17 protein-coding genes are annotated in these 19,912 nt (G+C 48.1%); 2 read left to right on the forward strand and 15 right to left on the reverse strand.

Annotation, left to right across the window (positions count from 1 at the left end; all coding sequences use genetic code 11):
• Positions 1-73 precede the first annotated feature (73 nt).
• From speE to M3N64_RS06280, 13 genes are all read right to left on the reverse strand, one after another.
• Positions 74-925, reverse strand: a complete 852-nt coding sequence (gene speE / locus M3N64_RS06220; protein ID WP_249099717.1) for a polyamine aminopropyltransferase — start codon at positions 923-925, stop codon at positions 74-76.
• A 6-nt stretch (positions 926-931) separates the two neighbouring features.
• The gene (locus M3N64_RS06225; protein ID WP_249099720.1) at positions 932-2,380 is read right to left on the reverse strand and encodes an aminotransferase class I/II-fold pyridoxal phosphate-dependent enzyme; all 1,449 of its coding nucleotides are present in this window, start codon (positions 2,378-2,380) and stop codon (positions 932-934) included.
• A 189-nt stretch (positions 2,381-2,569) separates the two neighbouring features.
• Entirely contained in the window at positions 2,570-3,361 is a 792-nt protein-coding gene (gene speD, locus M3N64_RS06230; protein WP_249099724.1) for an adenosylmethionine decarboxylase, read from the reverse strand.
• 319 nt (positions 3,362-3,680) lie between these two features.
• Complete coding sequence (gene tuaH / locus M3N64_RS06235) at positions 3,681-4,844, reverse strand: teichuronic acid biosynthesis protein TuaH (RefSeq protein WP_249099727.1); 1,164 nt, start codon at positions 4,842-4,844, stop codon at positions 3,681-3,683.
• A gap of 23 nt (positions 4,845-4,867) precedes the next feature.
• Positions 4,868-5,638 (reverse strand): teichuronic acid biosynthesis protein TuaG, encoded by a 771-nt coding sequence (gene tuaG, locus M3N64_RS06240; RefSeq protein WP_249099729.1) that lies wholly within the window; start codon positions 5,636-5,638, stop codon positions 4,868-4,870.
• A 21-nt stretch (positions 5,639-5,659) separates the two neighbouring features.
• The gene (locus tag M3N64_RS06245) at positions 5,660-6,334 is read right to left on the reverse strand and encodes a GumC domain-containing protein (protein WP_249099731.1); all 675 of its coding nucleotides are present in this window, start codon (positions 6,332-6,334) and stop codon (positions 5,660-5,662) included.
• Positions 6,331-7,821: a teichuronic acid biosynthesis protein TuaE gene (gene tuaE / locus M3N64_RS06250; protein ID WP_249099864.1), complete on the reverse strand. Its 1,491-nt coding sequence runs from the start codon at positions 7,819-7,821 to the stop codon at positions 6,331-6,333. Before tuaE ends, M3N64_RS06245 begins: the two co-directional genes overlap by 4 nt.
• Before the next feature lie 10 nt (positions 7,822-7,831).
• The gene (locus M3N64_RS06255) at positions 7,832-8,767 is read right to left on the reverse strand and encodes an NAD-dependent epimerase/dehydratase family protein (RefSeq protein ID WP_249099733.1); all 936 of its coding nucleotides are present in this window, start codon (positions 8,765-8,767) and stop codon (positions 7,832-7,834) included.
• A gap of 35 nt (positions 8,768-8,802) precedes the next feature.
• Positions 8,803-9,420: a sugar transferase gene (locus M3N64_RS06260; protein WP_283163336.1), complete on the reverse strand. Its 618-nt coding sequence runs from the start codon at positions 9,418-9,420 to the stop codon at positions 8,803-8,805.
• A 265-nt stretch (positions 9,421-9,685) separates the two neighbouring features.
• Entirely contained in the window at positions 9,686-11,116 is a 1,431-nt protein-coding gene (locus tag M3N64_RS06265; protein ID WP_249099737.1) for a lipopolysaccharide biosynthesis protein, read from the reverse strand.
• A 2-nt stretch (positions 11,117-11,118) separates the two neighbouring features.
• On the reverse strand, positions 11,119-12,348 hold the full coding sequence (locus M3N64_RS06270) for a glycosyltransferase (protein ID WP_249099739.1): 1,230 nt from the start codon (positions 12,346-12,348) through the stop codon (positions 11,119-11,121).
• 35 nt (positions 12,349-12,383) lie between these two features.
• Positions 12,384-13,703: a UDP-glucose dehydrogenase family protein gene (locus M3N64_RS06275; protein WP_249099742.1), complete on the reverse strand. Its 1,320-nt coding sequence runs from the start codon at positions 13,701-13,703 to the stop codon at positions 12,384-12,386.
• Positions 13,704-13,894: 191 nt separating this feature from the next.
• The gene (locus M3N64_RS06280) at positions 13,895-14,185 is read right to left on the reverse strand and encodes a hypothetical protein (protein WP_249099745.1); all 291 of its coding nucleotides are present in this window, start codon (positions 14,183-14,185) and stop codon (positions 13,895-13,897) included.
• A 327-nt stretch (positions 14,186-14,512) separates the two neighbouring features.
• Here M3N64_RS06280 and M3N64_RS06285 point away from each other — a divergent pair, with 327 nt between their 5' ends.
• Together M3N64_RS06285 and M3N64_RS06290 are read left to right on the forward strand one after the other, a co-directional pair.
• Complete coding sequence (locus M3N64_RS06285; RefSeq protein ID WP_249099748.1) at positions 14,513-15,931, forward strand: lipopolysaccharide biosynthesis protein; 1,419 nt, start codon at positions 14,513-14,515, stop codon at positions 15,929-15,931.
• A 14-nt stretch (positions 15,932-15,945) separates the two neighbouring features.
• On the forward strand, positions 15,946-17,127 hold the full coding sequence (locus tag M3N64_RS06290; RefSeq protein ID WP_249099751.1) for a glycosyltransferase family 4 protein: 1,182 nt from the start codon (positions 15,946-15,948) through the stop codon (positions 17,125-17,127).
• A gap of 131 nt (positions 17,128-17,258) precedes the next feature.
• Here the strand turns inward: M3N64_RS06290 and M3N64_RS06295 are convergent, their stop codons facing one another.
• A complete protein-coding gene (locus M3N64_RS06295; RefSeq protein WP_249099753.1) occupies positions 17,259-18,728 on the reverse strand; it encodes an NAD-dependent succinate-semialdehyde dehydrogenase in 1,470 nt (489 codons plus the stop codon).
• 114 nt (positions 18,729-18,842) lie between these two features.
• Entirely contained in the window at positions 18,843-19,805 is a 963-nt protein-coding gene (locus M3N64_RS06300; RefSeq protein WP_249099756.1) for a phosphoglycerate dehydrogenase, read from the reverse strand.
• Positions 19,806-19,912 lie beyond the last annotated feature (107 nt).

A 19,912-nucleotide genomic window follows, 5' to 3' on the forward strand; every position in this document is an offset into this window, starting at 1 on the left:
TGAAACGCCTCCTCATTAATAAACTGCCCCATCCGGACTTGATCTGATCACGTGTCCGCATTCCATAAGGCTGTTATTCCATTTCTTCCAGCAATTCCTTTACATAGTTCGGCAAAGCAAAGGCACCGACATGAATCTTATCATTATAGTACTTCGTCCTGAATCCACGCGCGCTCCATCCCGCCGCATGATAATCTTCAACCGGATGATATTTCTTCGAAGCAAATCCGAACAACCAGTGTCCGGAAGGATAGGTCGGAATGTGCGCCTGATAGACCCGGCTGATCGGAAATGAATCAATGATTCGCTTATGCGCCCGCTGCATGGCAACCGCATCGACCGGATAGAACGGACTTTCATGCTGGTTGACCATCGCCCCGGTTTCCGTCAGTGCTTTGAAACAGTTACCGTAAAATTCCCGTGTAAACAAACCTTCGCCGGGACCGAACGGGTCGGTCGAATCCACAATGATCAGATCATATTCCTCTTTCCTGGAACGGACGAATTTCAGTCCGTCCGCATAGTGAACGGAAACGCGTGGATCATCGAGTTTTCCCGCTGTCTGTGGTAAATACTTTTTGCATACTTCAACCACCTGTTCATCAATTTCCACCAGGTCGATCCGCTCAATCTCCGGATAACGCACGAGTTCACGGACCGCACCACCGTCACCGCCACCAATGACGAGCACTTTCTTTACATGCGGCAGCACATTCATCGGCACATGGACAATCATTTCATGATAAATGAATTCGTCCTTCTCAGTCAGCATCATATAGCCATCCAATGTCAGAAAACGCCCAAATTCCAGTGAGTCGAAAATATCGATACGCTGAAACTCGCTCTGACCACTGTACACCTGCCGATCAACTTTAATGGAAAAATTTACGTTGTCCGTATGTTTTTCCGTAAACCATAGTTCCAATTCCGATCACTCCTTTACAGTCTGAATATGATTAACCAGACTGTCCTGAGTACCTGTGAGAAAACAGCCCTTTTCTTTTGCATACTGTATGTATTCAAGCGCTTCCTCCGTCACTTTCTCGCCTGGTGCAAGCACGGGAATGCCCGGCGGGTAGCACATGACAAATTCGCTGCAGATGCGCCCGAGGCTTTCTTTAATCGGCGTTGATTCACTCTCCGCGTAAAAGGCCTCCTGAGGGCCGAGGATCACTTGGGGACGGATGTACTCCTGACTGAGCATGCCCGCCTTGTCTTTAGCAAAGCGGCGTTTGATTTCCGATAAAGCGGAAACAAGACGCTCCAGATCAAGGACACGGTCGCCGATCGAGATGTAGGCAAGCACGTTGCCGATATCACCGAACTCGATCTGGATGTCATACTCATCACGAAGCAGGTCATAGACTTCGATGCCCGCGAGTCCAATATCCAGCGTGTGCACCGACAGCTTCGTACGATCAAAATCATAGATGGAATCTCCGTTGATCAGTTCGCGGGAAAAGGCATAATAGCCGCCGATTTCATTGATTTCCGACCGCGCGTACTCAGCCATTTCGGCTACCTTCTGAAAAATCGATTTTCCCCTGAGCGCAAGATTTCTCCGAGAAATATCAAGCGATGAAATCAATAAATACGACCCGCTCGTTGTCTGCGTCAGATTAATAATCTGGCGGACGTAACCTTCACTCAGACCGTTGACAAGCAGCAGCGAACTTTGCGTCAGCGATCCCCCTGATTTATGCATACTGACCGCTGCCATATCAGCTCCGGCAGACATGGCTGATGCGGGCAGGCCGCCGCCAAAGTAAAAATGTGTTCCATGTGCCTCATCAGCAAGTACGAGCATATTGTGTTGATGAGCAAGATCAGTGATTGCTTTAAGATTCGAACATACACCATAATAAGTTGGATTGTTGACGAGCACGGCTTTCGCATCCGGATTTTCAAGAATGGCCTGCTCAACATCGGCTAGTGCCATGCCAAGTGAAATGCCCAATTCGTGATTGACGCCCGGATTGACGTAAACAGGAATGGCCCCGCTCAGGATCAGCGCATTGATCGCGCTTCGATGCACATTACGCGGCATAATGATTTTTTCACCGCGCTTGCACGCACTCAGTACCATCGTCTGAACTGCAGATGTTGTTCCGTTTACCATAAAAAACGCATGTTTCGCATGAAAAGCCTTAGCAGCCAGTGCCTCTGCGTCCTTGATGACGGAAACAGGGTGGCAGAGATTATCAAGCGGTTTCATCGAGTTGACATCCACCGTGAGACACTTTTCACCGAGAAACTCCGTGAGTTCCCGGTTCCCCTTGCCGCGTTTGTGACCGGGCACATCAAAGGGCACAACACGCATTGATTTATAGCGATTCAGCGCCTCAAGTACGGGCGCACGTTCCTGTGATAGGCTTGTCATTGGTTCCGCTCCACTCATTAGAAAACTTAGCTTTGCCATATTTTTAACTGAGGCAAAGCTCTAGTTGCACTTATACTATAATCCTTAATTTTACATGCCTTCTTATAGTATTAGAAAACTTAGCTTTGCCATATCCTTATTCTGGCAAAGCCGCCATCCACTTATCCTGTTTAAAAGTTATATGCCCTATTAAAAAATGTTGGCCCCGCTGAAAATCTCGATCATTTCCTTGCGGAGACTGTTGCTGATCTTCAAACGTTCCTTAGGCGGGATTTCCAGTACATCACGATTGAACAGGTAATTTTGCAGTTCAGGCTCCTTAATGAGCATTTTCGTGTGAAAAAGATTGGCCTGGTAAACATTAATATCTACCGCATCATACTTTTCAAGCGTTTCATCATCAATATAATTCTGGATAGAGGCCATTGGATGATCCATGAACAGTTTTTTCCCGTCTACGTCGCGCGTAAATCCGCGTACACGATAATCTGCCGTAATAATATCCGAGTCAAAGCTGCCGATCAGATAATTTAACGTATTTAATGGAGAAATCTCACCACAAGTGGCTACATCGATGTCGACACGAAAAGTCGCGATCGCTGTACCCGGATGAAATTCCGGATACGTATGCACCGTGACATGGCTTTTATCCAAATGGCCGACGATGGTGTCCGCATAGTGACCGAGATTGCACGAACGATCAATTTTATCTTTTGGGAATTCCTGTTCCGCAATCAATACGGTGACGCTTGCGCCTTGCGGATCATAATCCTGCTTGCTGATATTGAGGACATGGGCACCGATCATTTCCGTAACGCGGCAGAGAATATGGGTCAGTCGTTCTGAATTGTACTGTTCATCAATGTAAGTAATGTAATCGCGCTGTTCACGTTCACTTTTCGCATAGCACACATCGTAAATATTAAAGCTCAGCGACTTCGTGAGGTTGTTAAAGCCGTACAATTTCAGCTTGTTTTCCAACCCTACCCTCACAACCTTTCCCGAATAATGATGATCAATGCCCCTGTATCAGCGTTTGAAAGGAAAAAGAACCTAACTTCAAATTCATTTATAAAAACGAATGAACGGTGTTCAGTGTTCATCCGCTAGTTTCGACAAAAGTCTGCGAAAAATACTATTTTAATTATATAGACAGCCCCACTTAAGTCAAGCGTTTGTGTTGATGCACGAAACCAGTTTCTACTATTGTATAAGTGCTCTGTTCATTCATGGCAATTTTATAATCAGCAGTAAAAATTGGCATGCAAAAGAAAAATGCGGCCAAAGCCGCAGTTTCTTCTCACCCTTCATGTACGTGTTCAAGCATTGCCGAAAAAATATTAGGCCAGTCCTTAGCTTTAGCCAGTGCCTGACGTTTCCGAACCGCTTCAGGTGTGCAGGCAGTCTGCCCAAGCTGGCTGCACACCTGAATCAATGATTCGGGATCCGAATGGTCAAGACAGCAATAGACAGATTCGGCCTCATATTTTTTTGTCGACGGCAGATGAACGCCCACAGCCGCTTTTCCCGATGCAAGAAACTCAAACAATTTGAGTGGGAAAACCGCCTGATTATACGGTGATGATTTATACGGCATCAGACCGACTGTCAGCTGGCGCATATATTGTGGAACCGCTTCGGGCGGAACTGCATCAACCCAACGAACGTTTTCACATTGAAGCAGACGGGTAAAATCCGAATGTCCATGAGTGCCGTCCGGTCCGACCAGCAGCAGCGTCCATTCCGGTTTCCGAATCGCAACTTCGTGCAATAAGCCAAAGTCAAGCTTTGGTTTGATTCCGCCGATATAGCCGAGCACCATTTGCCCCGGTGATTGCCGCACCGCCGACTGGCTGACTGCAGCAAACAACTCATAGTCGACTCCGTTTTCCATGGTGATCACCCGTCCACGTTTTTCCAGGGGAAGCTCACCGTCAGTCACCTGATGCAGATAATCCGAAGTACAAAAAATTAAATCCGCACGCTGAACAATCTTCTGCTCTGCTTCGGCAATCAGTCGTCTTCTCAGTTTTGCGATTAGCGACATTTTCCCGCTGATCGGCGCCGACCAGAGATCACTGCGATCATAAATGACGCGCCTCCACGGCAATAGCGTACTGAGTGCCGGAAAGCCGGGAAACGTATACCATAGATAAAGATGACTGTTTGCTGTATATGGCTGGAGCATACGTACCAGCTCAGATAATTTTTTTTTATGGAAAACAGTCAGATAACGTGCAAAACGAAAAGATTTTTGCGGCAACAGATCGGTAATCGCCCACTGTTGGATGGCACCTGCCGAACCGGCTCTGCGCTCAATCTGCCTGTGCGGTGCCGGACAGACCCAAAACAGATGTGCGGTGTCAGGTCTTGCTGCAAGATATTCAGCGAGCCGGTGCCGGCGATAGCGCAATTCGTCAAGGCGCCACGCACCAGCGCCGACAATGACATGTATCTCCTTCACGAAAAAAGCCAGTCCCTTCTCAATCAGATACTGATCAGCCGTTTAATCAGTGCATGAAACGCGTAGTTGACAAAGTACCAGCAGGACGGAATCAGCGGGATATGCTCAATGTGGCGGTAGACAAACCAGGTCTTCCTGGCCGCTTTCCACTTGTTTCCTGATACCGATTCTTTTCCGCTGATGCGGTACTCTGCCAGCGTCTCGTCCAGGCCATAGGCAACCGTTCCTTTTTTTAACAGGGACAGCCATGTAGCAAGGTCCTGACGGGCACGCAAATCCGGCATCCGAAAATCTCCGGTCTGCTCACGGTCAATCATGACGGTCAGGCAACCGACAATCGTATTCTTCAGCATCCCTTTATAGGTGACATGTGCGGGCGCTGAAATGATTTTATTGAGCAGATTGCCTTCTGAATCAATCAGTTCATAGCCGGTAAACGTAAAAGCATAGTGATGCATCTCCATGAACCGCAGCTGGTTTTCCAATTTTTTTGGCTTCCAGCGATCATCGCTGTCTAAAAAAGCAAGATAACGGCCAGTAGCGCGTTCAAGTGCCGCATTGCGTGCAAAAGCAGCACCCCTGTTTTTTTCCAAAAAAACCGGACGAATCCTGCTGTCTCTGGCCGACTCCTTCTCAAGCAGACTGCGAGTGCCGTCCGTTGAGGCATCATCGACAATAATCATTTCCCAGTGCGGATAGGTCTGTTCACGCACTGAACGAATAGTATCCATAATCGTTTTCTCTGAGCAATAGGCAGGCGTAATAATTGAAATAAGCGCATAGTCAACTGCCATCGTTCCGCAGCCCCCTCTTACTTACGACTTTCTCCGAACAAATTCTGGCAGTACCATGCCGACAACCACGAGCGTGACACCAATCATAAAGCCAAGTGCCGCTCTTTTTTTCGGGGAAAAAGCAGAAACGCTTGTTCCCGTACCCTTTTGAGCCGGTTCAAGGATTTTTGCCTGGCTCAATTCCAGCTTTTCGCTTTGCAGTTTATAGAGGTAGCGAATGCGGCTGACTTCTCCATCTGCCGCACGTGCTGTTTTCATTGACTGTATTGCCTGGTCAAGAATTTTCTTTTTCTGCTCGAAACGCTGCTGGTCAGCTGCCAGAAATGCATCCGCCACTTTATTTACCTGCATGATGGCATCTTCAGCGGATTTGCCTCGATAACTGATTTGGATCAAATGGTTGGACAGATCCGTCACACCAATTCGGCTGAGCAGTTCCTGTTCCTGATCGTTCCACAGATCCGGCAATTGCTGCTCATAGAACGACGCGTTGGTTAAGAGTATCAACACTTGATTCGGGTCATTATAAACAGAATCATCATACGTACCGAGCTGAATAGTCGTCTGCGCTTCATAAGAAGACGGCATTTTTCCGGCTGGAACAAGCCAGCCGATGATTCCAAGGAGAACAGGCAGCGCTACCACAATCCACCAATATTTTTTCATTCTCGCCGCCACCGAATTAAAAATCTTCATTCACTAAGACGCTCCCGACTTTTAGATTGATAAAGAACCGATACGGTGCAAAGCACAAACCCTAAAAAAACCCAGTGAAAATATAAATTGCTGACCGAACTCGGACTGATGCTGGAGACAAGAAACGCCACTTGCGCGGTCATGCAGGTCTCCACAAGCAGCCGGGTTGATCTTCCGATTTTCCCGGAATGAATTTTCAGCAGGGCAGCAAAAAGTGCCAGATACATGGCCAGATAACCTGCACCGAATAAAAAGCCAAAATTACCTGTCAACTCCATCAGCCAGTTGTGCACCTCAAAGATCTGATCCGTATTCCGTACCGGCTGATGTTCAAGATAAACAGGTATATTGCCTGCACCGGTCCCGAATCCAAATGAATCACCCAGATAGTGCCAGGCACTTTTGAGCAGATTCATGCGTACCGTATTGGACGACGGGTTTTCATTGACACTGAACACGGCTGGTCCACCGAGAACATTTTGGAGTTTCTCAAATAGTTTACCCGAAAAAACAACCATCCCGGTTAAAGCGGCCGCCACCCCTGCCCAAAAAACACCTTTTCTGGTTTTTTCGGGTAACATAAGAAACAAATAAAAGGCAATGCCTGCAACTGCACCAAGCAGACTGGCGCGCGATTCAGTCAGTACAATCAGCCAGACAGACAGACCCGCCAATAGAAGGTTAATCAGGCGAATAAGCGGCTGCCTGATATTTCTTGCAGCTGCCAAATAGAAGAAGACTGCAATGGCAAGCAAGGTCGCAAAGTCATTCTGATTTGTAAAGACAGCGGTCGGATAGCCCTGTTTATAATCGGGACCTCCATAAAGGCTTGATGTTGGCAATTGAATGCGTGCAAAGTGATTGATCAGACCGATAAAAATCAGTACCCCGCTCATCACGAGCCAAATCAAATGAAACACAAGCATTTGCCGCACGGTGGTAAACGTAAACACGGCCAGAAAAAGAAACGCGATGCCGATGCCGAGCAGAAGCAAATATTTCATTCCTTCAATAATTGACCAGGACCAGATCAGCGAAACCGCAGCATAGGCAAGCCAGAAAAGTAAAAAGAGAAGCGTTCCTTTAATTGGCGACGCTGCCCATAAATGGCCAAAGCCGCCTGTGCGTGCGGCGTGTACAAGGAATACCGCCATACAGACGAGCAGAAGCAACCGGTAGAGAAATAAAGTAAAAGAACCGGCAGATATGCTGAGCAATGCCTGATTGAGAAAAGTGGATGCAATGAACACATACATGACACTGGTCAGCAGATCTGCGCTTGTGACCCGTTCTTTTAAATAAAGAGCGGCAAGCACCGCGAAGCAGATCCATATCAGGGAAAGCATCATCTGCATCCACGTGTTGCCGATCCAGTAAATCATGATTAATGCGGCGGTCATCACCGAGATCATCGCTGTGGCCTCAATGAAAACCCGATGCCCGGTGAGCCTGTATTTATATTGCGTTAATTTTTTTTCATTCATCATGTGCACGAAATCAAACCGCCGCCCGTTTCCTGTGTTTCAGTGAGCGAAGCGTAAGACGCAGTCCGTCCTTAAGTGAAACTTCAGGTTCCCAGTCGAGAATTTCACGAGTCATCTGGTTTGACAGGACACTGTGTCTGATATCTCCGCTTCGTTTCGGTCCATAATAGGCGTCCAGATCGGATCCTGATACTTCTTTCATCAATTGGAAAAGATCCTTGATACTGATCGCCGTCTGTGAGGATACGTTCACGCACAGGCTCTCTTTGACATTCAGCGCAGCAGCCACAGCTGACGCTATATCCGTAACGAAAATAAAATCACGTGTCTGATCACCGTCTCCATAGATCATCGGCGGTGTCCCTTTTTGGATACGGTCGGAAAATATTGAGATGACTCCGCCTTCCCCCTGAGCATCCTGGCGTGGACCATAGACATTGCTGAATCGTAAAATGCTGTATGGAAGCTGGTAGAACTTTTCATACATCTGCAAATAATGTTCAACCGTTAACTTTGTCAGACCATACGGTGACTCAGGATGAGTTGGATGATCCGTCGTAACGGGAATTTCAATCGGATTCCCATAAACCGCTGCTGATGATGCAAAAACGATTTTCTTCACGTTCGCCGTACGTGCTCCGTTCATGATATTCAGTGATCCGGCAACATTGGTACGCTCATCAAAAAGCGGGTCAGCAACCGAATGGGATACACTGATCTGTGCAGCTAAGTGAACAATATAATCTGGCTGAATGGATTGGATGACGTTTACAACTGCCGGATCGGCAACGTCGCAAATATATAAGTCAACAGGCAGTTCAGCAATATTTTCCCGATGCCCTGTTGAAAAGTTGTCCATGACAGCGACTTCGTACCCTTGTCTCAGCAGAGCTTCAACAACGTGAGAGCCGATAAAACCGGCCCCACCGGTAACTAACACTTTTTCCATGGAATTTCCTCCCAGTATGCAGGTTATTCAAACGATTAACGAGCGCCTTCACCGGTCAGCAGAACCTTGACCGTGCGCAATAGAATACGCAATTCAAGGGTCAGCGATAAATGGCGGACATATTCAAGGTCATAGACGAGTTTTTCTTTTGGCGATAAATCGTAGCCGCCGCTTACCTGTGCAAGTCCGGTCAAACCTGGTTTAACGAGCAGGCGGTTTTTAAATCCCGGAATTTCGCGTTCAAATGCTTCTGTAAACATCGGACGTTCCGGTCTCGGACCGATCAGCGACATATCACCTTTCAACACGGATAGAAATTGAGGAAGCTCGTCTATACGTGTCTTGCGAATAAAATGGCCGACACGTGTGACGCGCGGATCATGGGCTTCTGCCCACTTTGCCCCGCTGCGTTCAGCATCCTTACGCATAGAACGCAGCTTGACCAGCCGGAATATTCTGCCTCCCTTTCCGACACGTTCCTGTACATAGAAAGGCGAACCGGGCGTCTCCATGACGATGAGGAGAGAAAAAATAAGTATGATTGGTGCCGCAAGTACGATGCCGATGGCCCCCGCGATCAGATCAAACCCTCTCTTAAAAACAAGATATGCGCCCGCTCCTTCAGGGAGAACAGCTTTTGGCGGCTGTGTCATTGAATAACCGCTGTATACCTCTATTTCTTTTTCCGCCTTCACATGAAACACCTCTCCAGTTCATCAATTGCTTGCTTCTGAACTTGTTTCAATTATAGAGAACATATGTGTAGTAAATATGGTGGTTTATTTAAGCTTGTGTAAATTCACGCACACGCACGTTTACAAAAGTATGGTGTCAGCAAGGCGCTGAGGCCTTGCCCCTCTTACAAAAAATCCATTTTTCCTTCATAATTTCCTGTTCTTGTAAAATATTTTCTTTACATTAATCATGAAAAGAAACACTTGATTCACGGCCTTTTTTTGCAGCGCGCCATCTGCCAAGCAGGCTGGTCAGCGTGTGAAGCTGAATCAGAATCACTAATAAAAGCATGCCCAGATTTACCAGAAACATGAACGGAAAATGCGCCGCGTTTACGATGCCTGCAAGGAGCAGCACCAGTACTACGGCATGATGTTTCGTAAGTGAGAAGCCCGGCCAGTTTTTTAAAGAGAAGTAGCTTCTGCTCCAGAAAAACAGCACATAGGAGATACCTGTCGCAAGAGCAGCACCAAAAACACCGAAACGGGGAACGGCCAGCGCATTGATGAGCACACAGGGAATCAGTGCACAGATGCTGACCGCAATGTTTAAATAACTTTTTCGCGAAAAAACAATACCAAGCGTTGTCGTTTCACTTATGGTATAGAGCACCGGCTGAAGTGCGAGCAGTCCCAGAATCCCTGCTGCAGGGAGATATTGTGCAGAAAGAATCAGCATAATCTGATCTTTAAAAAGAAGGACCCCAAGGTAGAGAACTGACATGCACAGAAGTACACCGTCGCTGACCGCCTGAAATGCGTGCATGGAACGTCCTTCGCTGTGCCAGCGGTAAGCGGTCGGCACCCAGAAATTCGTAAAACTTGTCTGTACAACACCAAGAACGGCAGCGATTTTCAGGGCCGCCTGAAACATACCTATGTCATAAAAAGAACTCCATGTACGCAGCGCAAGACGACCGGCCGAGTTCAGAAATGTCGATGCAGACGCCGCCACAACAAGCGGCAGTCCAAAGGCCAGCATACGCCGCATCAATGCGCGATCAAAACGGAATCTGCGCAAAGAAAAACAGGTGCGGTAGCGGATCATCAGAAAAAGATCGCCAAGCATCTGACCGGCGGCTGTCGAGTAGACGACAGCAAGAAAGTCTCTGCGAATAAAAAGGACAAAAACTAATGTGGCCACCAGAATGACAAACTTAATGAAAATGTTGAAAAATGAATAAGTGAACGCTTTTTCTTCCATACGAATCGCGAGCAGAATAAACCGTTCGAAAGTGATAAAAATAAGCGACACGCCAAGCAGGAGCGCCGCACCGTACTGATCGCGCACACCGAATAGAAGATGCGAAGCCGTCTCCAGGTTCAGGGCAATCAGCGTAAATAAAAAGAAGGCAAACATCAGGGGAAGCATCAGAGCATGCAGAAAAAGTGACTGCCGATCGCCGACTTCATTAAATTCCCTTGTATACGCCTGATCAATACCTAAATATTGAAAAGTTGAAAGCATTGTCAAAGCGAGCGCAAACATGCCGGCTTTTCCGTATTCTTCCGGCGAGACAAAATGCGTGGTCACGGGTATGGTAATAAAAGCAATGACCGCCCCTCCGGCAGGTCCAAGCGAAAAAGCGAGCAATCGTTTAATAAATGCGTTCATTTTTACCCCTTTTCAGCAAAGAGCCGAAGCAGATCTGCATTCAGCTTTTGAATATTAAATCGTTCCTTAACCGTCCGCCGTGCGTTCTGCGTGATCCGATTCCACTTTTCCGGAGACTGGAGAATGCGTGCCAATAGATCCGCAAGCGCGTCAGCATCCTTTTCTGCAAAGAGAAATCCGTTCTCTCCATCCTGAATCAGTTCCGGAATACCGCTGTGCACGGTTGAAACAACGATTTTTCTCATCGCCATCGCTTCCATCAATTGCACCGGTATTCCTTCCATATCGCCATCACTTGCAGTGACACTCGGAGCGAGCACGACCTGGGCGCTCTTCATCAGATCGATCCATTCATCCTGCGTCTTCCATCCAACAAGCCGGATCTGTTTCGTAAGCCGCTTCGTTTCAATCTGCTGTTGCAGCTTTTCCCGCAACGGTCCGTCTCCGGCAATTAAATAGCGGACGGAATGCCCTTTTTTAATTAGCCGGCCAACTGCTTCTATGCCGTAAGCCAGTCCTTTTTTCTCAACAAGCCGGGCAGCAGAAACAATGATCAGCGGTTTTGCCGGCTGAGAAGGATGCGCATCAAAGCGCAGCAGATCAATGCCCATATGATGGACAACGATTCTCGATGGATCCGCGCCAAGTTCAATGCAGCGTCTTTTCCAGAAATCACTGATCGGCAGAATGAAAGAAGGCGAGCGAAACAGATCCTGATAGGCATTGACGCCCTTTTGTTTCACGTAGCGGAGCATATCATATCCGTGAAAAGCAGTGAACAGCCTTCCCCTAAGCAGGCCCAGATCAATACACTTTTGTGCCAGCAGCCCATTGGGTCCAAAATGCGCCAAAACCGTTGTTCGATCCGTCAGGTCAATCTGATTTAATTTGCGAATGAGCAGAATCAGATTCGGCATTTTGAGCAAGTCACGAAATGATATGGTACCGATATAATTTTTCTTATAAAAACGTGCAGCCAGATGCGCACAAAAAGCGCGGATGAACACCGCCGCCTTTGCAAAGCGTGTATCTGACTGTCTCGAATCGCCATAATAGACGACTTGGTTCATCAGCTCATAATTTAAAACATCCGGATGAACTTTTGCATCCGATGCGCTTTTCTTTGCCAGAATGGTCACATCATGCCCTGCATCCATCATTCCGGTCATTTGATTTAAAATAAACGTTTGCGAAAGTTTCGGAAACTCCCCAACCAAAAAAAGAATTTTCACTGAACCGTCACCATTCGTTTAAGACTTGCGCTGCCTTATTTGCTGATTTCGGGGACGACATCCGGCCGGCCGATAGAATAGTATTCCATGCGTGCTGCACGAGCCTGCGGAATGCTGTAGCAATTTCTTCCGTCAAAGACAATGGCCTGACGCATGAGACGACCATATGTCTTCGGATCCATGCGTTTGATATCCGGCCAGTCCGTAATGATTAATGCACAATCCGCATCTTTCAAAGCATCAGCCACATTTTCCGTATATTGGGCAGATACATTGATCCACTTTGTCCCCTGATCGGCAGCAATTGGATCATAGCAGACGATCTCTGCTCCAAGCCTGGCGAGCTCGGGAATCAGTACAAGCGCCGGTGATTCACGTAAATCGTCTGTATTCGGTTTGAAGGCCAGTCCGAGCACGGCCACTTTTTTCCCGGTCAGCGAGCCGAAACGTCCCAGCATTTTCTCAATCAAAAGCCGTCGCTGATGATTATTGACTTCAATGACGGATTTCAGCAAATTGAAATCATGGTGGTGGTTGCCGGCCAGCTGCACCAAAGCATTGGTATCCTTAGGGAAACAGGAACCGCCATAACCGATGCCCGCACGCAGGAATGAGCTGCCAATGCGATGATCCAGCCCCATCCCTTTTGCCACTTCTTCCACATTTGCCCCTAATTTTTCGCAGAGATTGGCAATTTCATTGATAAAGCTTATTTTAGTCGCCAGAAATGCATTCGAAGCGTATTTAATCATTTCACTGCTGGCAATATCGGTCTTTATTACCGGAATGCCAAATGGTTTGTTCATGGATTCAAGCACGCTCGCCGTATCCTTATCTTCCGTACCGATGATGATCCGATCACCATGAAACGTGTCATGAATGGCAGAACCTTCACGAAGAAATTCAGGATTTGAAGCAATGCGGATCGTTACGCCGGGATGCAGATGATCAAGCATCAACTGTTTGATACGCAAATTAGTACCGACAGGAACCGTGCTTTTTATGACAATAATAGCCGATCGACGGATATGTCCGGCCACATCCAGCGCCGCCTGCTCGATATATTGCAAATCCGCAGAACCATCCGCTCGCTGAGGTGTGCCAACAGCAAGATAAACAACATCCGCATCAGCAAGTCCGACGCGGTGCTGATCAGTAAAATGCAGCCGTCCTCGCTGCTGGTTGTTCAGCATCATTTCGCTGAGGCCCGGTTCATATATCGTGGGAATGCCTTGATTCAGCTTGGCAATTTTTTTGGGATCTACATCAATGCATGTAACCGTATGCCCGATTTCGGAAAGTGCGACACCAGTCACCAATCCAACATACCCTGTGCCTATTACTGCAATGTTCATTGCTGTCCCCTCACATTCTTCCTGTTTATTAAAATATCCTCGGAAGCCTGATTTCATGCATTGGGTTCAATTATAAAGTGCTTACGTAAAGAAAGTGTTAAGAAAACACATGAATTTAGTTAATTTTGATCACGCTGAATGAACAAGCGCTTGTCCTCGTGCTACCTGCTGATCCCGTCCTGATCTGCGGGTTAATCATGGGCAGGATCTTTTTCCTCCAATAATTCACCGTACTTCAGCATTCGAAAATAATAACCAAAGTCGCTGCTCTCTCCAAACAGATCTGTCCGGCGAAACAGAACGCGGACATCGTCTTCCGGAAGTTCCGTATAGTCAACGATATCCAGATTTCGGATGAGTGAGAACGCATTGACAGCATCGCGAATGGATGCCGCTTCAACGATCTTTTTCGGCAGTCTTATATTGAATGGTATGCGCCGTCTGCCATCAAATACTTCATAGATCGCATATCGGTTGCTCATAAGCTTCCTCCCGTAAACCTTCTTTTTCCTTATCTTACCCTCAAAATCATGACTTATCGCATCAGGCCTGGCACCGATGCCTTGCTTCAACTATACAGGATTATTTAAATGATGAAAGAAACAGGCCCTGTTAAAAAGCAATATTGTGCCTCAGTCATGGCTTGCTCTGTGCCTGATCTGCTGAAACCGGATTTTCCTCTGGTATTTCAGTTAATCGGAAAAACAGGCCGGGCACGCAGCAGTAAAGTTGACCAATGCCCTGTATGAAAATATCAGCAAATGGAAATCTATAAAAAAAGATACTTTTTTAGCGAATGAAGGGTGCAGATGAAGCGACCTGAGAAAACAATGAATGTTTTGTTCAAAAAGCTGGTTGGCTTTTCATTGGGGCCGATCATCGGTGCGCTGATTTCCTTTATCACCATTCCGATCACGACCTATTACATTAATCCTGCCGAATACGGAAAAGCAAGTATGTTCCTGCTCTTTCAGAACATCGTCGGTACCTTCCTCTTTCTCGGTATCGATCAGGCATATACGCGCGAATACCACGGAACAGCGGACAAAACGCGGCTTCTGCAGAATGCGCTGCTGCTGCCTCTGCTTCTTGCCTTGCTCGTGTTGCTGATGACTCTGATTTTTCCTGCTCCGCTCGCGCACCTCCTGTTCGGGCATCGAAATGCGGTGATCCCGACACGGCTCTTCGGCGTCATGACTGTTTTCATTGTTCTTGAACGCTTTCTGATGCTGTCTGTACGCATGCGCGAAAGAGCATTCGAATATTCACTTCTGGCAATACTTACCAAGTTTTTCGTTCTGCTTTTTACCGTGGTCTTCATCATTTTCATTAGACGTGATTTCCTGACTGTCGTCTACTCAACAGTATTCGGACAAATCATCGGCGATTTGTGGCTGTTCTGGCGCTATCGCCGCCTACTGAATCCTAAAGCCTTTCGCGCTGATCGCCGATTGCTGAAAACACTGATTGTCTTCGGCCTGCCAATCGTTGTAGCGACCTCGCTCTCAAGCCTGCTCGGCGGGCTGGACCGAATCGCTCTGCGGCTTTGGAGCGACTTCAATCAAATCGGCATTTTCTCAGCAACACTGAAAATTGCCGCCGTACTTTCTGTCTTTCAATCCGGATTTACCGGTTTCTGGGTTCCGATCGCTTATCGCTGGTATGCAGAAGCACGGCCTGTTTCTTATTTTGAAAGAGTCAGCGAAACCGTTTTACTGGCAATGTCATTGCTGGCAGTCAGCATTTTTATTTTTAAAGAGGCCATTGTCTTTCTGCTTTCATCCAATTATAACGGGGCACAGTATCTGGTTGGTCTGCTCTGCCTGCAGCCATTAATTTATACGATCAGTGAGACCACATGCCTCGGTATTGTTTTTTCCAAAAGAAGTTATCTGAACATCTGGGTTGGCCTGTGTGCGCTTACGCCTGCCGTCCTGCTTGACGTCCTGCTTGTTCCTTCTTTTGGTGCTGCCGGTGCAGCCATTGCTTCCGCGATTGCTTATCTTTTCTTTTTTGCAGCACGCACCTTTTTATCCGCAAAATACTGGACAGCTTTTCCAGTGGGCAGGCATTACCTTGTGTTCATGATTCTGCTCGCGGCGGCCTTCATCAATCTGCTTCCTCGAAGCTGGATTTTATTCATCAATCTTATCGTTCTCTTTCTCATACTCGCTGTGCAGCAGAAAACGATTCGCATGCTGTGGCGGTTTTGGAAAAACGGAAATTAACAGGAGGTTCATTTATGAAAATTGCGATTGTCTGTACAGAAAAGCGGCCGGTTCCGGCTGTTCGCGGCGGGGCAGTGGAGACACTGGTCGATTTGCTCATCAGGGACAACGAACAGCATCCGTATGCCAATCTGGATATTTACTCAATCGATGACAGTGAGGCCAAAGCACGCAGCACGCAGTTCCGGCACGCGCATTTTTATTATATGCGCACCACTGATCCGTTCAGACCGGCACGCCGCATGATGAATCGCGTATGCCACAAATTCCGGCTGGCTTATTTCTCGGATGTTTTTCTCGTGCGTACCGTCCGTGCACTGAAAAAACATAACTATGACTGGATTATCGTTGAGAATCGGCCGAAATTTATCAAACGGCTGCGCAGGAAGCTGGGGGAAGAAGCGCGTATCGCGCTCCATCTGCACAATGATGTACTGAATCGGACCTGCTACGATGCACGCGCCGTTCTTCAGCAATGTGACCGTGTGCTCTCTGTAAGCAAATTCATTCACGCGCGTGTCGTTGAAACAACGGCGGAAGCCAGGCGAAAGGCCCGCATACTGTACAATCGGATCGACACCGCACTTTTCTCGCCTGAAACAAAAGGACGCACGATCCATCGCATGCGTGAACAGTCTGGCATTCCGGAAAATCGACCGGTTGTCCTCTACTACGGCAGACTATGCGCAGGAAAGGGTGTACCTAATCTGATCCGCGCCTTTGCTCGTGCCCGTACAGTGAACCCTTCGTTTTTTCTTGTCCTTATCGGCCGTTTTCCATGCCGAAAAGAGTTGAAACAGATCCGGGCAGCGCTTAAAACCCTGCCTGAACATTCATACACACTGATTGATTATTTACCGCATGATGAACTGCCCAAACTTGTTTCCACCGCGGATATCATCGCCCTGCCTTCACTTTGCCATGAAGCATTCGGACTGACCATTGCTGAGGCCATGGCACTCGGAAAGGCAGTGATTACAACGGACGCAGGGGCAATTCCCGAATTGGTCGAGAACCGTGCCGCTTTAGTTGTCCGAACCGGTCGCCGCTTCAACGAACGCCTTGCCGATGCCCTGCTCCGCTGTGCCGCGAACCCGAAGTTGCGGGCACGGCTCGGAGCGAAGGCACAGGCAGAAGCACTGCGCCGTTTTCGAGCAGAGGGATACATGGAAGAGCTGCTCGAAAGATTGAACTGACCGCCAGCACCTTGACGGATCTATTTACAGGCAGAAAAAATCCGAGCCGCAAGTGAACGGTCCCCCGGATTGGACGGCACAATCCAACGTTCGGGAGTCCTGTCAACGGGGCCCGGATGTTTCGCATTCATTCAGATTCCATAATTCAGGTTGATAAACTTCACATTAACATAATCGTCAATGCCTTGATGGCCGTTTTCTCTGCCAAAGCCGGAATGCTTGACGCCGCCGAACGGTGTCTGCGTATAAGCAACGGTATTGCTGTTAACACCAACCATGCCGTACTGCAAACCCTGACTTACTTTGGCGATCCGCTTTAAATCAAGGGTATAGAAGTAGCTGGCCAGCCCGTAATTCGTATCATTCGCCATCTGGATCACTTCGTCCGTATCCGCGAAGGCAATGACGGGAATAACCGGGCCAAATGTTTCCTGATAGAATATGTCCATTGCACGAGTCACACCGGTCAACACGGTCGGAGCAAAAAAGTAGCCGTCCGCATAGCTTCCGTCGGTAAGGCGCTGACCGCCGAGCTCAAGCGTCGCGCCTTTTTTAACAGCATCATTGACCTGCCGCTGTATCTTGCCAATCGCGTCTTCACGGATCAGCGGGCCTGCATCCACGCCATCCGCCAGTCCGTTGCCAACCCTGACATTTTTGACTGCGGCAATCAGCTTTTCCGTAAATTCATCGAGTATTGACTCATGAACAAAAATTCGATTTGGCGAGGTGCAGACCTGCCCGTTGTTCCGGAATTTTGCCGTCACCAGATCGCTGACCACCTTATCTACCGGCGCATCGTCAAAAACAATAAACGGAGCATGTCCGCCAAGTTCAAGCGATACTTTTTTCAAAGTGTCCGCCGACTGGCCAAACAGTAGTTTGCCGACTGCCGTTGAACCAGTAAATGTAATCTTACGCACGGCATTGCTTGACGTCAGCGTTTTCCCGATTGCCGGTGCATCGCCCATAACGAGGTTAACAGTTCCGTCCGGAATACCCGCCTCCTGAAAGATGCTCATTAACGAAGCTGCAGAAAGCGGTGTTTCCGGCGAAGGCTTAAGAACAACTGAATTTCCTCCTGCAAGCGCCGGAGATATTTTCCGCGTAATCATGGATGAAGGAAAATTCCAGGGAGTGATTGCACCGACTACACCAAGCGGCTCTTTTTGAACAAGAAACAAGTGTCCGTTCGGTCCCGGAACCGTTTCTCCGTAAATGCGCCGCATTTCCTCGGCATACCAGCGGACACTTTCCGCACCGCCGAGCACCTCGCCCTTCGCCTGAGCGAGCGGTTTGCCCTGTTCCAGAGTCATGATGGCTGCCAGTTCATCTGCTTTCTCAGTGATCAGATCGGCAGCACGGCGCATGATTTTTGCACGCTCATCGACAGGTACGGATGCCCACACCGGATATGCAGCCTCGGCGGCCGCAATCGCTCTTTCTGTATCAATCGCACCGCCGCGGGCAACGTGCGCGATCACTTCCCCGGTCGCCGGATTGACTACGTCATCAACTTCTCTGCTGTCGGCATCTACCCACTTCCCGCCAATATAGAGCTGTTTGGGTGCGTGCTGTAAGTACAAATCGTATTCTGTCATTCCTTGCTCACCTCGTTTATCTATTGAATCTAGCATACCTGATCTAAGCGGTGACTGCCACTGAAAAATAGAACCTGTGCGCTTTTGAATCACCGCATCTTTATCGTCATTTGTTCACTGGTTCAGCACTTCTCTGTTGACCACAAAATCCGGCCGCTCATGATGCATGAATTTACGTACATTTTCAACGGTCACATCGGCAACGCGTGCAATGCTTTCTTTCGTCGTTCCCGCCACATGCGGTGACACAATAAGATTGTCAAGAACCGGCAAGGCTTCGGGTGGCTCTTTTTCAAACACATCCAGAGCGGCGCCGGCAATTCGCCTGTTTCGCAAAGCTTCAAATAACACCGGCTCGTCAATAAGCGCTCCTCTGGAAATATTAACGAGAAAGGCAGTCGTTTTCATTTTATCAAGTGCGGTTTCATTGATAAGATGATAATTGGCAGCACTTAAAGACGTGCAGATGACTACATAGTCTGCTTCACTCAGAAGCATATCCAGATCAACGAAAGTTGCATTCAGCCGCCGGGCCGCCTCGTGATCCTGATAGTTGCCAAACGCCAATACATGCATATTGAATGCCCTGGCGTAATGAGCTACTTTCTGGCCGATCGATCCGAACCCAATGATCCCGACAGTCTTTCCGTTCAACTCATAAGCATCACCACTTGGCCATTCCCCATTTTTCGTCCCGCGATCAAGCATCGGAACCATGCGCGAGAGACTGATCATCTGCCCGAATGCGAGTTCGGCGACTGACGTTGCATTCACGCCAGGTGCGTTGCTGACCATGATGCCCCGCTCAGTCGCGGCATCAACCGCCACATTGTCGAGACCCGTTCCCGTCTTTAATATATAACGGAGGTTCGGTGCCGCTTCAATTATTTCCCGATCACAAGGTGCAACCGCAGTAATACATACCTCTACATTACTTATTTTTTGTTTAATCAATTGACGGCTCAGCGACTGATCAAATGTCAGGCAGTGCACATGGGCACCAAACGTTTCCAGCTGATTCGTCATCTCTCTGTATACCGGCATATACGACTTGCCAACACAAAAAAGCACCTGCATGCTGGCTCCCCCCCTTTTTTTATTCCACTGATTTCCGTTACGCATATCAATTATTAATATACCAAAATCTACGTGGTGATTCACAGACGGATGCCTGGGATTTTGCC

The organism is Sporolactobacillus mangiferae, assembly GCF_023336505.1.
GTDB classification, from domain to species: domain Bacteria; phylum Bacillota; class Bacilli; order Bacillales; family Sporolactobacillaceae; genus Sporolactobacillus; species Sporolactobacillus mangiferae.